General features: G+C 59.1%; 14 protein-coding genes and 1 tRNA gene. 6 read left to right on the forward strand and 9 right to left on the reverse strand.

Annotated features, from left to right (window positions below):
- Positions 1 to 2 precede the first annotated feature (2 nt).
- The 3 genes from mutM (at position 3) to mutY (ending at position 3,948) form a co-directional block, all read left to right on the forward strand.
- The gene (gene mutM, locus C8C95_RS14860; RefSeq protein ID WP_116749077.1) at positions 3 to 818 is read left to right on the forward strand and encodes a bifunctional DNA-formamidopyrimidine glycosylase/DNA-(apurinic or apyrimidinic site) lyase; all 816 of its coding nucleotides are present in this window, start codon (positions 3 to 5) and stop codon (positions 816 to 818) included.
- Between the two features lie 101 nt (positions 819 to 919).
- Positions 920 to 2,881, forward strand: coding sequence for a dynamin family protein (locus tag C8C95_RS14865; protein WP_116749078.1), 1,962 nt, complete (start codon positions 920 to 922; stop codon positions 2,879 to 2,881).
- Positions 2,878 to 3,948, forward strand: a complete 1,071-nt coding sequence (gene mutY / locus C8C95_RS14870; protein ID WP_116749079.1) for an A/G-specific adenine glycosylase — start codon at positions 2,878 to 2,880, stop codon at positions 3,946 to 3,948. Before C8C95_RS14865 ends, mutY begins: the two co-directional genes overlap by 4 nt.
- A 116-nt stretch (positions 3,949 to 4,064) precedes the next feature.
- Here the strand turns inward: mutY and rapZ are convergent, their stop codons facing one another.
- The 3 genes from rapZ to C8C95_RS14885 are packed head-to-tail and all read right to left on the reverse strand — an operon-like array spanning position 4,065 to position 7,536.
- A complete protein-coding gene (rapZ, locus tag C8C95_RS14875; RefSeq protein WP_056060499.1) occupies positions 4,065 to 4,928 on the reverse strand; it encodes an RNase adapter RapZ in 864 nt (287 codons plus the stop codon).
- Entirely contained in the window at positions 4,928 to 6,637 is a 1,710-nt protein-coding gene (recN, locus tag C8C95_RS14880) for a DNA repair protein RecN (RefSeq protein ID WP_116750296.1), read from the reverse strand. Before recN ends, rapZ begins: the two co-directional genes overlap by 1 nt.
- 2 nt (positions 6,638 to 6,639) lie before the next feature.
- On the reverse strand, positions 6,640 to 7,536 hold the full coding sequence (locus tag C8C95_RS14885) for an NAD kinase (protein WP_056060503.1): 897 nt from the start codon (positions 7,534 to 7,536) through the stop codon (positions 6,640 to 6,642).
- A gap of 28 nt (positions 7,537 to 7,564) precedes the next feature.
- Here C8C95_RS14885 and hrcA point away from each other — a divergent pair, with 28 nt between their 5' ends.
- The 3 genes from hrcA (at position 7,565) to C8C95_RS14900 (ending at position 9,247) form a co-directional block, all read left to right on the forward strand.
- On the forward strand, positions 7,565 to 8,569 hold the full coding sequence (gene hrcA / locus C8C95_RS14890; protein WP_056060538.1) for a heat-inducible transcriptional repressor HrcA: 1,005 nt from the start codon (positions 7,565 to 7,567) through the stop codon (positions 8,567 to 8,569).
- A 51-nt stretch (positions 8,570 to 8,620) separates the two neighbouring features.
- Positions 8,621 to 8,697 (forward strand) — tRNA-Ile (locus tag C8C95_RS14895).
- A 70-nt stretch (positions 8,698 to 8,767) separates the two neighbouring features.
- Entirely contained in the window at positions 8,768 to 9,247 is a 480-nt protein-coding gene (locus tag C8C95_RS14900; protein WP_133246239.1) for a hypothetical protein, read from the forward strand.
- Between the two features lie 9 nt (positions 9,248 to 9,256).
- On the opposite strand, the gene C8C95_RS23855 is transcribed toward C8C95_RS14900, so the two are convergent.
- The 6 genes from C8C95_RS23855 to C8C95_RS23710 form a co-directional block, all read right to left on the reverse strand.
- Complete coding sequence (locus C8C95_RS23855; protein WP_116749081.1) at positions 9,257 to 10,234, reverse strand: tyrosine-type recombinase/integrase; 978 nt, start codon at positions 10,232 to 10,234, stop codon at positions 9,257 to 9,259.
- Positions 10,234 to 10,458, reverse strand: coding sequence for a DUF4224 domain-containing protein (locus C8C95_RS23700; RefSeq protein ID WP_165836543.1), 225 nt, complete (start codon positions 10,456 to 10,458; stop codon positions 10,234 to 10,236). The genes C8C95_RS23855 and C8C95_RS23700 overlap by 1 nt, the downstream gene beginning before the upstream one ends.
- Before the next feature lie 10 nt (positions 10,459 to 10,468).
- Positions 10,469 to 10,981: a hypothetical protein gene (locus tag C8C95_RS23705; protein WP_165836544.1), complete on the reverse strand. Its 513-nt coding sequence runs from the start codon at positions 10,979 to 10,981 to the stop codon at positions 10,469 to 10,471.
- 118 nt (positions 10,982 to 11,099) lie between these two features.
- A complete protein-coding gene (locus C8C95_RS14915; protein WP_116749083.1) occupies positions 11,100 to 11,408 on the reverse strand; it encodes a hypothetical protein in 309 nt (102 codons plus the stop codon).
- A gap of 25 nt (positions 11,409 to 11,433) precedes the next feature.
- On the reverse strand, positions 11,434 to 12,666 hold the full coding sequence (locus C8C95_RS14920) for a phage/plasmid replication protein, II/X family (RefSeq protein WP_165836545.1): 1,233 nt from the start codon (positions 12,664 to 12,666) through the stop codon (positions 11,434 to 11,436).
- A 204-nt stretch (positions 12,667 to 12,870) separates the two neighbouring features.
- Positions 12,871 to 13,032, reverse strand: coding sequence for a hypothetical protein (locus C8C95_RS23710; protein ID WP_158236081.1), 162 nt, complete (start codon positions 13,030 to 13,032; stop codon positions 12,871 to 12,873).
- Positions 13,033 to 13,040: the final 8 nt, after the last annotated feature.

Consider the following 13,040-nt stretch of genomic DNA (forward strand, 5'->3'; position numbering starts at 1 on the left):
GTATGCCTGAGTTGCCTGAAGTGGAAGTGACGCGGCGCAGTTTTGCTACCGCGATCGCTGGAGCCCGGATCGAGGCTGTGATGATGGGCAAGCCCCTGCGGTGGCCTCTGGGTTGTGACCCGCAGTTGCTGGGAGGCCAACAAGTGGTCGGATTGCGCCGGCGGGGCAAGTATCTGTTGCTCGATATGAACCAAGGCGTTCTGCTTCTGCATTTGGGGATGTCGGGAAGCCTGCGTTTTGCTGCAGACATGCCAGAAGCGGGGGTGCATGACCACTTTGACCTTGTCACCGACCGGGGCACGCTGCGCCTGCATGACCCACGCCGATTTGGCGCGGTGGTCTATGCGCCATCAGAGAACTCGCCGGCAGCCGCCAAATTGCTGGGCGGCTTAGGTATGGAGCCCTTGTCTGAAGAGTTTCTACTTCCGACTTTTCAGGCAGGACTCAAGAAAAGCCGGATGCCTATCAAACAGTTGCTTCTGGCGGGGCGCGTGGTCGTGGGGGTCGGGAATATCTACGCCTCTGAGGTGCTTTTTTTGTCTGGCATCCGTCCTACTACCGTTGCATCACGCATTGGTCCGGCACGAGTACATAAGCTGCATCAGGCCATTCGCTCGGTGCTGGCCCGCGCTGTGGAGATGGGAGGTAGCACGCTGCGCGATTTTTCGAATGCCGAAGGAATGGCTGGCCACTTTCAGACGGCCGCGAACGTGTATGGCCGCGATGGTCAGCCTTGCCATGTGTGCGGTACCGCCATCGAGCTGATTCGCCAGGGACAGAGAAGCACTTACTTCTGCCGCCAGTGCCAGCGCCCATAGATGCTGCCGCCGATGGACGGTTTGTGACAGCTGGCGGACGGTCGATGCTATATTTTGTGTATACCTGCCTCGCGGGCCATCCATAGATCTCTGGGAGCAAAGTGGGACCTTCATTCAACGAACAGTTTGACCAGCATGGCGTCTGGCGACGGGAGTTCGCCCAGCAGCTCAAGCGGCTGGCCGATTGGATGGCCACGCACGACCTGATGGATGCAGCAGTGCAAGAGCGCCTGCAGCGGCTGGAAGAGCAGGTACGCAGCGACAAGGTCATGGTGGCGTTTGTGGCGGAGTTTTCGCGTGGAAAATCCGAACTGATTAACGCGATCTTTTTTGCTGACTATGGTCGCCGCATCATGCCTGCCAGTGCGGGCCGCACGACCATGTGTCCCACCGAACTGGGGTATGACGCCAATGTTGCACCCAGCTTGCGGCTATTGCCCATTGAGACTCGACTTCAGATGCAGAGCCTGGCGGAGTGGCGGGTCAAAACCGACCGTTGGCAGGAGATCCCGCTGGATGTTGGCAACGCTGACCAGATTGCCAAAGCACTGGAAAAAGTGGCCGAGGTTCGCAAGGTCAGTCTGGACAATGCGCGTGCGCTGGGTTTCTGGCATGACGATCTGACAGATGAAAACCCTGTGCCGGACGCGCAGGGCTTGGTAGAGGTGCCCATGTGGCGCCACGCCATCATCAATATTCCCCATCCGCTCTTGAAGCAGGGTTTGGTGATTCTGGATACGCCTGGCCTGAACGCAGTGGGTGCAGAGCCCGAGCTGACGGTCAACCTCATCCCCCAGGCGCATGCAGTGGTGTTCATCCTGAGTGCCGACACCGGCGTGACGCGCTCGGACCTGTCGATCTGGCGCGAGCACCTGGCCATCTCTCCCGAGAGCATGGAAGCGCGTTTGGTGGTGCTGAACAAGATCGACACCCTTTGGGATACGCTCAACAGCGCCGAGCAGGTCCAGGCGCAGATGGAGCGGCAGTGCGCGACCTCGGCTGAGATGCTCGGCGTGTCTCTAGACCGTGTGGTGCCTGTGTCTGCGCAAAAAGGCCTGGTGGCCAAGATCACTGCGGACGACGTTCTGCTGGAAACCAGTGGACTGCCAGCGTTGGAAGAGGCCCTTGCCAAAGGTATCATGGGCAGACGGCAGTCCATACTGCGCGCCGCGGTAGCAGCGGGGGTGGCGAGCCTGCGTACAGAAACGTCGCGGGTCATCAATATCCGACGCCGCGACCTCGATGACCAAATGGCCGAGTTGCGCAGTCTGCGGGGTAAGAACGCATCGGTGATCGAATCCATGCGCCATCGCATTGAGCAGGAGCAGCGTGAGTTTGATCTCAGCACTGCCAAGATCCAGGCGGTGCGTGCGGTTCACCTCAAGTTGCTGCGTGACGTTTTTCAGCAGTTGGGCGCCAAGGCGCTCAAAGCAGAGCTGGCTGAGCTGGCCCAGACATTGCAGCAAAAGGGGCTCAAGCTGGGCGTGAAGAAAATATACGTCCAGACCTTTGACAAACTGCGCGGCACCTTGGACAAGGCGCAAGCCTCTGGTACCGAGATTCAGGCCATGCTCAGCGGCACCTTCAGGCAGCTCAATGCAGAGTTCGGTTTTTCTTTGCAGGTGCCCACGCCGCCGCAGCTTGAACACTTTGCGCAAGACCTGCACCAGATCGAGCAGAGCCATTTGCAGTACCTGGGCATGGGCAATGCGCTCAAGCTGGCGCAACCCGAGTTTGCCGAGCGTCTGGTGCGCGCTTTGGCGATGCGTTTGCGTACCGTCTATGAGTCGGCCGCCAACGACCTGGAACTGTGGAGCAAATCAGCCACTGCGCAATTGGACGCACAGCTGCGAGAACGGCGTCGCAGCTTTACTCGCCGCATGGAGGCCGTAGACCGCATACAACAGGCTGCCAGCGGCTTGGTGGAGCGCATCTCGGAGATCGAGGCTGGCGAGGAGGAACTCGGCCAGTTAGAGAACAAGTTGCATGAGCTGACTTCCAAGTTGGTGGCTCTGCCAGGGGCTGCACCGGCATTGACTGACGCGCATCCGGTTGCCGCATGAGTGCTGAATCCCTGGAGGGTGTGGCCGCGCGGGTAGTCGCTTGGCAAGCTGTACATGGGCGCAACCATCTGCCCTGGCAACAGACCCGCGATCCATACCGGGTTTGGTTGTCGGAGATCATGTTGCAGCAGACCCAGGTCACCACTGTGCTGGACTACTACGCCCGCTTTCTGGGCCGATTTCCTGATGTGAGCGCCCTGGCGGCAGCCCCTCAAGATGAGGTCCTGGGCTTGTGGAGTGGTTTGGGCTACTACAGTCGTGCACGCAATCTCCATCGCTGCGCTCAGCAGATCATGACCGACCATGGTGGCGCCTTCCCGCGAAAGGCGTCGCTATTGGCGTCTTTGCCGGGCATTGGGCGTTCAACCGCAGGCGCTATTGCCGCGTTTTGTTTTTCAGAGCGCGTGCCCATTCTGGATGCCAACGTGCGGCGGGTGCTCACGCGCCTGCTGGGCTTTGGCCAAGATCTGGCTTCTGCCAAAAACGAACGCCTTCTATGGGAGCATGCCGATGCGCTGTTGCCAGTGCGCGATCTTGATGTGGCGATGCCTCGTTACACCCAGGGCCTGATGGACCTGGGGGCGTCCCTTTGCACACCCCGCTCTCCAAAATGCTCCGATTGCCCTTTGATGGGCGATTGCGCAGCTTTCAAGGAGGGGGGGGCTGAACGCTATCCCGTCAGAACCCGCAAACTGTCACGCCGGGCTGAATCCTGGCAATTGGTGATCCTGCGCGATGGCGAGGGGCGCATCTGGCTGCAACGCCGCCCACCCACTGGGATCTGGGCGGGAATGCACTGCGTGCCCGTGTTTGCTGACCTGGAGTCGCGGGATATTTTTGTGAGTGCTTTGGGTAGCGATGGGCAGTATGCGCAGCAAGAGTTGCAGCCATTTGTGCATGTCCTCACGCACCGGGACTTGCATCTTCACCCCTTGGTGATACAGACCGACGGAATGGTGCCTACCGTGGAGGGCGGAGAGTGGCTGGGGCCAGATCAGTGGTCCTTGGTGGGGTTGCCGGCGCCCATTCGTAAGTTGCTGGACACTACGCAATCTTCGCTATGGTGAATTCAAACGGGAGCGCGCTCTCAGTCGCGGGGGGCTCGTCTCGTTTCGTTGGCGCCAAGCTCTACAACTTGTTCCCAAGGGGTTTGGCTCCAAGAGCTCACTTGTGAAGGCAATGGTCAGCGCCCATCCAGTTCACGATGCCGCTTCAATGCAGTCCATCGGTCGCTGAACGCTTGCGCCAGTTTCTCCACCAGATAGACAGAGCGGTGTTGTCCGCCGGTGCAGCCGATGGCTACAGTGACGTAGCTTCGGTGATTGCGATCCAGCATGTCCAGCCAGTGCGCTAGAAATTTTTCAATGTGGGCCCGCATCAGGTCTACCTCGGGTTGCAGGTCCAGAAAGTCAGCCACCGGCTGGTCCAGTCCTGTGAGGTCCCGGAGCGCGATCTCATAGTGTGGGTTGGGCAGCATGCGGACGTCGAAGACGTAGTCGGCATCCATGGGAATCCCGCGTTTGAAAGCAAATGACTGGAAAACCAAGGTCAATTGCCCTTGCGCTGTGGACATCAGGCCTTTGACATAACTTTGCAACTGGGAGGCGCGGATGGTGCTGGTGTCGATCACGTGTGACTGTTCGCGCAGTTCAGCCAGCAACTCCCGCTCCAGCTCAATGATCTGAACTAATGCCCTGCGTCCTTGCTGGAGGTCGTCGTGCGACAGGGGATGGCGGCGGCGCGTCTCGGAGAAACGCCGCACCAGGGTATCAATCGTGGCATCCAGAAAAAGGGATTTCACGGCCACGCCCTGACTGCGCAAACGGCTCAACTCTTGAGGCACTTGGTGTAAGGACGTTGCGCTGCGGACATCCACTGCAATGGCTACGCGGTTGCCATGGTGTTTGTGTTCGAGCGCTACGAAGGCTGGCAGTAGCTCCGGCGGCAGGTTGTCTACGCAGTAGTAGCCAGCATCTTCCAGTGCGTGCAAGGCGACGGATTTTCCAGATCCCGACATGCCCGTGATGACAACAATTTCAAGGGCCATCAGCGTTTCCTAGCGGCGTTAGAGGAGGGAGCGGGCGGGGTAGGCGCCGCGACCAACTCCGGTGTCGCAGTGCCCAGCATTTCACGCGCGTGCGCCAGCGTGGTTTCGGTAGCGCGCTCCCCACCCAGCATGCGGGCGATTTCTGCCACACGCTCGTCTTGCTGCACGACCAGCACGGTGCTGGTTGTGCCTTGAGCGCTTTTATTTTTTTCCACCTTGAGGTGGTGATGCGCACATGCGGCTACTTGGGGCAGGTGAGTTACTGCCAGCACTTGGCGGTCGCGTCCCAGCTGCTGCATCAAACGTCCCACGGTTTCGGCGACTGCGCCACCCACGCCGGAGTCCACCTCGTCAAAAATGAGTGTGGGGGCTGAGCCCAATTCACTGGTTGTGACTGCGATAGCCAGCGAAATGCGGGACAACTCCCCGCCGGAGGCGACTTTGCCGACCGCCTTGGGGGTCATGCCGGGGTGTCCTGCCACCAAAAACACGACATCATCGATCCCGTCTGGAGAGGGCTCCGACGCCTTTGTCACTGACACCTCGAATTTGCCGCCCTCCATCCCGAGACCTTGCATGGCCTGAGAGATGGACACGGAGAGCTTTGGTGCTGCTTTGGCGCGAGCCAGAGACAGTGCGCGCGCCGCCGCATGGTACGCCTTGGCGCTGGCGGATTCGTTGGCTTGCAGCTTTTCCAGATCGGTGGCGGCATCAAGCTGGCGCATGGATGCTTTCCAGTCCTTGAGCAGAGCGGGCAGTTCCGCCGGAGGGCGTTTGTACCTGCGAGCCAGTCCCATCCACAAGGACATGCGTTCGTCCAGTTCTGCCAAACGTTGGGGGTCAATGTCCGCATGGCGTAAATAGGTGTGCAGAGAATGCACCACGTCTGTCGTCTGCGCCAGACTCGACGCCAGGATATCGGCCAGATTGGCGAACTCTGGCTCAATGTGTTCTTGCGCCTGAAGCAGCGAATGTGCGTGGGTCAGTGCGGAAACGGCTCCCGCGTCGTCTTCTTGCAAAGCTTGAAGCGCTCCATGGGCCCCATCCAGCAAAGCCTGCGCGTGCGATAGGCGCTTGTGTTGAGCGTCAAGATCCTCCCACTCCAGGTCACTTGGCGCGAGTTTGTCCACTTCGCTGATTTGCCACTGCAGGCGCTCGCGCTCTTGCTGAAGCGTTGCCTGTGCTGCGCGTGCCTGCTGCAATGCCTTGAGGTCAGCGCGCCATTGCGTCCAACGCGATGCTGTATCGCGGGTATTCACACCGGCAAAAGCGTCCAGCAAGCCGCGCACCGACTCTGGGCGGGTCAGGCTTTGCCATGCGTGCTGACCATGGATGTCGAGAAGCATCTCGCCCAAGGCACGTAGCTGCGAAGCTGTCGCTGGTGTCCCATTGATCCAACCGCGGCTCTTGCCCTGTTTGTCGACGGTACGGCGCAGTAGCAGCCAGTCATCGGTTTCAAACCCGGCTTCTTCCAGCCATGGGCGGGCATGGGCAGGGCAGTCGAATTCCGCGCAAATGTCGGTTTTGCTGCATCCTTCCCGTACTACCCCGGCATCCGCGCGTGCTCCCAGTGCCAGTTGCAATGCGTCAATCAAGATGGACTTGCCCGCCCCGGTTTCACCAGTCAACACGGTAAAGCCGCTGCGCAAGTCAAGTTCCAGCGTTTGAACGATCACAAAATCCCGCAGGGTTATCCGCCGCAGTGCCATGGTCATGAGCCCCCTTCGTTCCAGCGCAGCTTCTTGCGCAAAGTCGCGAAGTAGTTCCAGCCTTGAGGGTGTAGAAATCGCACGCGGTGCTCAGAGCGTTTGACGAGGATGCGGTCGCCATGCAGCAAAGACGCAAGGGACTGCATGTCAAAGTTCGCGCTGACATCGCGCCCGCTCACTACTTCGACAGCCACCTCAGTCGCATCGGAGAGCACGATAGGGCGATTGGACAGCGTATGTGGCGCTATAGGAACCAGCACCCAGCCCGGGATGGATGGGTGAAGCATGGGGCCGCCCGCAGACAACGAATATGCGGTCGATCCGGTGGGGGAGGCGATGATGAGGCCGTCGGCCCTTTGATTGGCTACAAACTGCCCACCAACTTCGACACGCAATTCCACCATGCCCGATGTCGCGCCACGGTTGACCACCACATCGTTCATGGCCAAGGCTTCGAACACCACACGTTCATCGCGAACGACTGTTGCGTGCATTAAAGGCCGCTGGTCTTCTTCGTATGCACCTCGCAGCATCGGTGGCAATGTGGTCTGATAGGTGTCGAAGGGAATGTCAGTGATGAATCCGAGCCGGCCCTGATTGATGCCGATCAGCGGCGTTCCGAAACGCGCCAAGCGTCGGCCAATGCCGAGCATCGTTCCATCCCCCCCCACCACCAGCCCCAAATCGCACCGTGCACCGATCTGGTCTACATTCAAGGAAGGGTAGTGTGTCAATCCGGTATTGCTGGCGGTCTCCGCTTCCAGCACCACCTCACATCCCTGGCGCTCCAAGAAATGCGCAATATCCTCCAAAGCCCGGCGAGAGCCATCACCGGGGGCGCCTGCAGCTGAAGTCTGGTACTTGCCTATAAGTGCGACATGGCGGAAATTGGACGTCATCGCGAAATTACATCATTAAAATCATTCCATGCTCGATGACCGTGCCAAGTTGTTGCTCAAAGCCCTGGTCGAGCGTTACATCGCTGATGGGCAGCCCGTAGGGTCGCGTACCCTTTCGCGCGCGTCCGGGTTGGATTTGTCGCCTGCCACGATACGAAACGTGATGGCGGACCTGGAAGAGCTGGGGCTGATTGCGAGTCCCCATACCTCCGCTGGCCGTATTCCCACAGCGCGTGGATACCGATTGTTTGTGGACACGATGCTCACGGTGCAGCGGGAGTCTGTCATGCCGCCCCAGCTGGCACCTGAACAGCCGCAAAAAGTCATCGCCAACGCCGCACAGCTGTTGTCCAACCTCTCCCAGTTCGTTGGAGTGGTGATGGCACCTCGGCGTACCTCGGTATTTCGCCACATAGAGTTTCTTCGACTCTCCGAAAAGCGCTTCCTCGTGATCATCGTGTCGCCGGAAGGTGACGTACAGAATCGCGTGATCTTCACCGAGGTGGATCACTCCCAGTCGCAACTGGTAGAGGCCTCCAACTTCCTGAATGCCCACTACGCCGGACTCGCAATGGAGCAGGTGCGAGAACGTTTGAAGTCCGAGGTCGATGTATTGCGCGGAGAGATCGCATCGCTTATGCAGGCGGCAGTCAACGTAGGCTCTGAGGCACTGTCCGAGGCGCAGGACGAGGTGGTGATTTCTGGAGAGCGCAACCTGCTGTCCGTCAGTGATTTCTCCAGCGACATGGGCAACCTGCGCAGGGCATTTGACTTGTTTGAGCAGAAGACACAAATCCTTCGCCTTCTGGACATCTCCAGCCAAGCGGAAGGGGTGCGCATCTACATCGGTGGCGAGAGCCAGGTTGTGCCCTTTGAAGAGCTTTCGATCGTCAGCTCCCCCTATGAGGTTGATGGCAAGGTGGTGGGGACTTTGGGCGTGATTGGTCCTACGCGCATGCCATACGACCGCATGATCCAGATTGTGGACATCACCTCCAAGCTGGTGTCCAACGCGCTCAGCCACCGCAAGTAAGCCCCTACAATACGGCGCTTGCCCCGTTGTATAGCGCTGGAGCATGGCTTGGGGGCGTTAGCTCAGTTGGTTAGAGCAGAGGACTCATAATCCTTTGGTCGTTGGTTCAAGTCCAACACGCCCTACCAGTATTCCGCAGTGTTGGCGTCAAAAGATGCCGCGTTGCGTTTCTACAAAAGCAGAGGTTGTTCTACAAAAATGACTGCACCTCCACCAGTGATCGAGATAAAGGACATTGTTCTCGGTGCCGGGGTGGTTGTTACGTTGCTCCTTGGGTTGTTTAACCTGTATTTCAACCTGCGCGCGGGTAAGCGAGCGGCGTTCGTAAATACAGTCACCAATGAGCGGGTGAAGTGGATATCCAAGGTCAGGGGCATCGTTTCCGAACTCTGTGCCTTGTCCGATGAGTGGATGAGGTCAGGCTCAAACATGGAGCTTGAGAGACAGAAGCAGATGTTCCAGTTGCAAGATGAACTGCGGCTGATGATGAATCCGAGTGATCCTCTGGACCTTCAAATCACCGGTTTGCTGGACCGTTTTCCAAGTTGGACTTACGGGCCTGGGGACGAGTTCCAAGGTACACGCAAAGCGCTCATATCAGCCACTCAGGTCATGCTTAAGAGAGAGTGGGACAAAGTCAAAGATGAAGCTGTCCGTGGCGACTTGAGGAATTCTTAACTGTCGCTGCTACCGCAAGGGCATTACTCGCTCCCCGGTTCGCGCCTTGACGTAGTGCTCGGTCATACCTCGGTTCTTGTGCGCCAGCAGCTTTTGCGAGTGCGCCAAGTCCCCCGTATCGGTCGCAGCCTTCGCCCGAATGTCCCGAAACTGAAAATCCACCTTCGCCAGCGTGCGGGCCTTGTCAAAGCGTGAGCGTAGCGCCCCCTGGCTGAGTGGCTGGCCGTTCTCGTCCTGAATCAGAAACGCGCTGATGGCCTTCCTGGGCCGTTGGTTGATCCTGTCGATGACCGCCGCCAGCTCGCCGGTTATCTCGATGCCCAGGCGTGCCCCGGTCTTGTTCTGCACAATCCATAGGGCCCCATCCCGAATGTCGGTGCGCTTGATCTTGAGCACATCGGCGGGCCGCTGACCGGTGAGCAGGGCAATGTCCATGGCATCCACCACAGTGCAATGTGCGTTGGCCCGCACGCGGTCGAATTCCTCGTCGGTGACATAGCGTGATCGCCCCGTTTCTTTGAAGCCCTTCACGCCCTGGCAGGGGTTCTGCGCGGTGGTGAAGCCCCATTCCCTGGCCTTGTTGAAGATGTGCGAAAACAGGGCCTTCTCGCGGTTGGCGCGCACCTTTGCCACCTGGCCGCGCAGGTCCATGTATTGACGGATGTGCATGGGCGCGATGGCCTCGATGGGCATGTGGCCGAACACGCGCAGCAGGTTGGCGAGTTCCTTGTCGTTGTCGCGCCGGGTCTGAGCGCTCTTGGTGGGGAACACCTCCCGCACGTACCGCCTGGCCACCACCGAGAAAAGCCGGGTGGATTCATCCTCGCGCACCCCTTCACGCTGGGCCCAGAGGCGCAGGGCTTCGGCCCGGTCGTTGGATAGCTTGGTCCAAACGCGGGGCAGGGTGCCGCTCACGTGATACCAGACGTTGCCCTTGCGGTGAAAGCGCGGGGGATCATCGAAGTTGGACTGTCTACGCCGCCCCATCACGCCCCCTGCATTGCGCCGAAGTTCGGCTGATAGGTATGGGCCTCGGGTGCACCGCATCCAAGCATCTTTTCGGCGTATTTGCGTGCCACGATGGCGCGGCGATTGCCGTTGACCTCGAAGCGCCAGCCCTTCGAGCGCAGCCAGTCCACCTGCTTCTTCGGGGTCTTAAACCCCGTGAGCGTACTGAGCTCATCGGACGTGAGAAAGAGTGGCGCGTCCACGTTGAATCCTTCACCGGCGAGCTGCTGCGCGGGTGCGATCGAGTGCGTGCATTGCCTTGGCAGCACGTGAGGACACAGGCGCGGTCGTGGTGTCGGGATTGGATGGGGCGGGCGGTAGCGGCATCGGCAGGCCATCGCCCAGGTTGAAAGCGACATTGAGCGCGAAGGAGAGATTCGGCAGCTCATCAAACACCGGCTCATTCGCCGACCCCACGTGCATGGCGCGCAGTCCCGTGATGATGTCCTTGGCCTTTTGGTACTGCTCGCGTACCAGGCAGAGTTGCTGATACAGCATGCGAATTTCATTCACCTGGTCCGTAAAAATGTGCGAGCGTCCCCACTTCGACTCCCAAAACAAGGCGAGAACGGCTGCGCGAGGGACGCGGCCGGTATCGAGCCACCGGAGGACAGATCGCTCTGTAACGCCCAAGTATTTGTGGACGTGTTTGACGCCGCCCAGCTCGTCAATGAACATGCGCAAGAGCTGGGGCCCATAGATGTTGTGGGGTGCGTGAAAGAACATGGAGAACCTCGATTCGTGGCCTCTGACGGCCTACATGCAGTAAGCTGTCAGGGCCGATCACGGAGTGGTTTTTGTGGTTCGGTGGGCGCTCATGTGTTGCTGCACGTGAGCGCTTTTTTTATTCCGACTCGGGCAGCTTGAATGGCTGCTGGAACTTGGCTTTCACCAGCGTCACAGTGGCTGTGCCATCTTTTCCCGGCCTGGTCTTGGTCGTGATGTCGTAGATGGCCGGGGCGCCGTAGTGCTTGATGTCGTTGAATACCTCGTCGCTGATGGCAACCTTCATCGGCTTGTCGCCTACAGCGTTGGGCGTTTCGACCTGGGTGTCGCTGATGAAATAGACGTTGGCGCCCTTGATGATTTCGCCGGTTTTTTCACTGGGGAATTCGTACCGGTCGGCACGTAATACGAGAACGGTTTCGCTCATGATGATTTCCTTTGGAAAGATGGCCTTACGCGGCCAGTTGGAGTAGTCCGCTTCGGTAGTCGAAGGCGGGTCTTTCGCGCACCAGGCTGGTACAGCGCCTGGCGTTTGCACGAACGGGGGAGAAATCAGCGGGCAGCATTTGCCCCTGACGCTCAATGAGTTGCATGTCGGTGGCGAGCCAGGACACACCAGCATCGACAAGCAGTTTGCGACGGCGGTAGAACGTGGCGCGGGTGCTGCGCTTCTTCATGTCGTCTTCGCCATGGGCGGACATTCCCAGCCAAAAGCCATGCAGCAGCCCTGCCAGCTCGGGCGAGAAACGGGCTTCAAGTCGATCACGCACAGCCAAGCTGGAACGGACTACGTTCACACCCTCTCGACCCTCACGCAGCAGGCGAGCCATTTCCTTGTCGAAAACGGCCTGCAGGTATTCCGTGGTCACCTCGCGGACCTTGGGTTTGTGGCCGAAGTCGTAGTCGAGCTTTTCCGCGTGGATCTCCACTTCGGCGCGCAGACGGTTGTTTGCTAGGCGCTGTATAGCCGCAACCTTGCGATAAGCCTGTCTTTGCGCCCAATCCGACGGTGAATTGAGTGGCCTGTTTTGAAAGAAGAGATTGCGTAGCACCCAGGCCAAGCGCTTGCTGTCGTTCTTCTGAAACTCCGGTCCCTTGTGATAAATCTTGATCGTGGTGGTGGTGCCTGGCACGAAGATCGATTCGTTGCCGTACTTCTGCATCTTCCGGCGCGGAAAGGCCACGTGGTAGATGCCCTCAAAGAACTCCTGCACGGCCTGGTAGGGCAACCGGAAGGACTCGGCCCAGTCCACACGCTGCACGGTCCAATTGCCGGTGTGGGGCAGTTCGATGCCCATGAGTTGCTGCAGCAGCGTGCGCACGTTCTCGCAGGCCGTCTGCATGTCCTCGATCACGCCATAGACGTTCTGGCCGTGCATGGCCTTGGGAATCGAGCATTCAACGATCACATAAGGTGGACTGGGATGCTCCTCTACTCGCCCGCTCTTGGACTTGCTGAAATCCTTGTACATCGGCTTCACCATGATCCGAGAGTCAAATGACCCTTGGAGACTGGTGCGAGTCATCTCCCACTGCATTTCCCCGGTTTCGTTGAGCACCTGGCAATAGTTGATGCCTTTGGCTTTCACTTTGTCCACGATGTTCTTCGCCATGTAAGGGCTTTTGATCCGTACCGTATCGAGTCCCATGAGCTGCTGCGCTTCGCTGGCTGCTGTCTCACTCATGAGACTCATACGGGGTGTTACTGCCCGTGAAGGGGAGAATTTGTGCTGTTGCACGGCGAGCCTCCAGAGGGCGTTGAGGCGTGGTCTTTGCGCCAGAAAAGGGACGGCGATATGGGCCCGTGGCGGGCTGTGTGGGCGCGCGATGCAACGCGCGGGTGGTGGGGGTGGTCCACCAGGCGAAGGAGGGCTGTGCGGGCTTCTGGCTCATACCTTCACCCAGGGCCACAGCAGCGCGAGCTGCACGGGCTTGAGGAACAGGAAGACGCCCTCGTGATCGATGGAGAACGAGAAAGGGCCGGTGTTGGCCGAGGGGTTGGAAAGCACGTACCAATCGAGCTTGGCAATGCCCAAATCGAGCTTGACCATGATTCAGA

It is taken from the genome of Acidovorax sp. 99 (genome assembly GCF_003096455.1).
Classification (GTDB): Bacteria; Pseudomonadota; Gammaproteobacteria; order Burkholderiales; family Burkholderiaceae_C; genus Acidovorax; species Acidovorax delafieldii.

Bases quoted from the DNA above. Each gene is read 5' to 3' on its own strand.
- C8C95_RS23855 (WP_116749081.1), bottom strand. From the start codon at position 10,234: ATGGGGCGGCGTAGACAGTCCAACTTCGATGATCCCCCGCGCTTTCAC.
- C8C95_RS14885 (WP_056060503.1), bottom strand. From the start codon at position 7,536: ATGACGTCCAATTTCCGCCATGTCGCACTTATAGGCAAGTACCAGACT.
- C8C95_RS14900 (WP_133246239.1), top strand. From the start codon at position 8,768: ATGACTGCACCTCCACCAGTGATCGAGATAAAGGACATTGTTCTCGGT.
- hrcA (WP_056060538.1), top strand. From the start codon at position 7,565: ATGCTCGATGACCGTGCCAAGTTGTTGCTCAAAGCCCTGGTCGAGCGT.
- rapZ (WP_056060499.1), bottom strand. From the start codon at position 4,928: ATGGCCCTTGAAATTGTTGTCATCACGGGCATGTCGGGATCTGGAAAA.
- C8C95_RS23705 (WP_165836544.1), bottom strand. From the start codon at position 10,981: ATGTTCTTTCACGCACCCCACAACATCTATGGGCCCCAGCTCTTGCGC.
- C8C95_RS23710 (WP_158236081.1), bottom strand. From the start codon at position 13,032: ATGGTCAAGCTCGATTTGGGCATTGCCAAGCTCGATTGGTACGTGCTT.
- mutY (WP_116749079.1), top strand. From the start codon at position 2,878: ATGAGTGCTGAATCCCTGGAGGGTGTGGCCGCGCGGGTAGTCGCTTGG.
- C8C95_RS14920 (WP_165836545.1), bottom strand. From the start codon at position 12,666: ATGAGTGAGACAGCAGCCAGCGAAGCGCAGCAGCTCATGGGACTCGAT.
- recN (WP_116750296.1), bottom strand. From the start codon at position 6,637: ATGGCACTGCGGCGGATAACCCTGCGGGATTTTGTGATCGTTCAAACG.
- mutM (WP_116749077.1), top strand. From the start codon at position 3: ATGCCTGAGTTGCCTGAAGTGGAAGTGACGCGGCGCAGTTTTGCTACC.
- C8C95_RS14915 (WP_116749083.1), bottom strand. From the start codon at position 11,408: ATGAGCGAAACCGTTCTCGTATTACGTGCCGACCGGTACGAATTCCCC.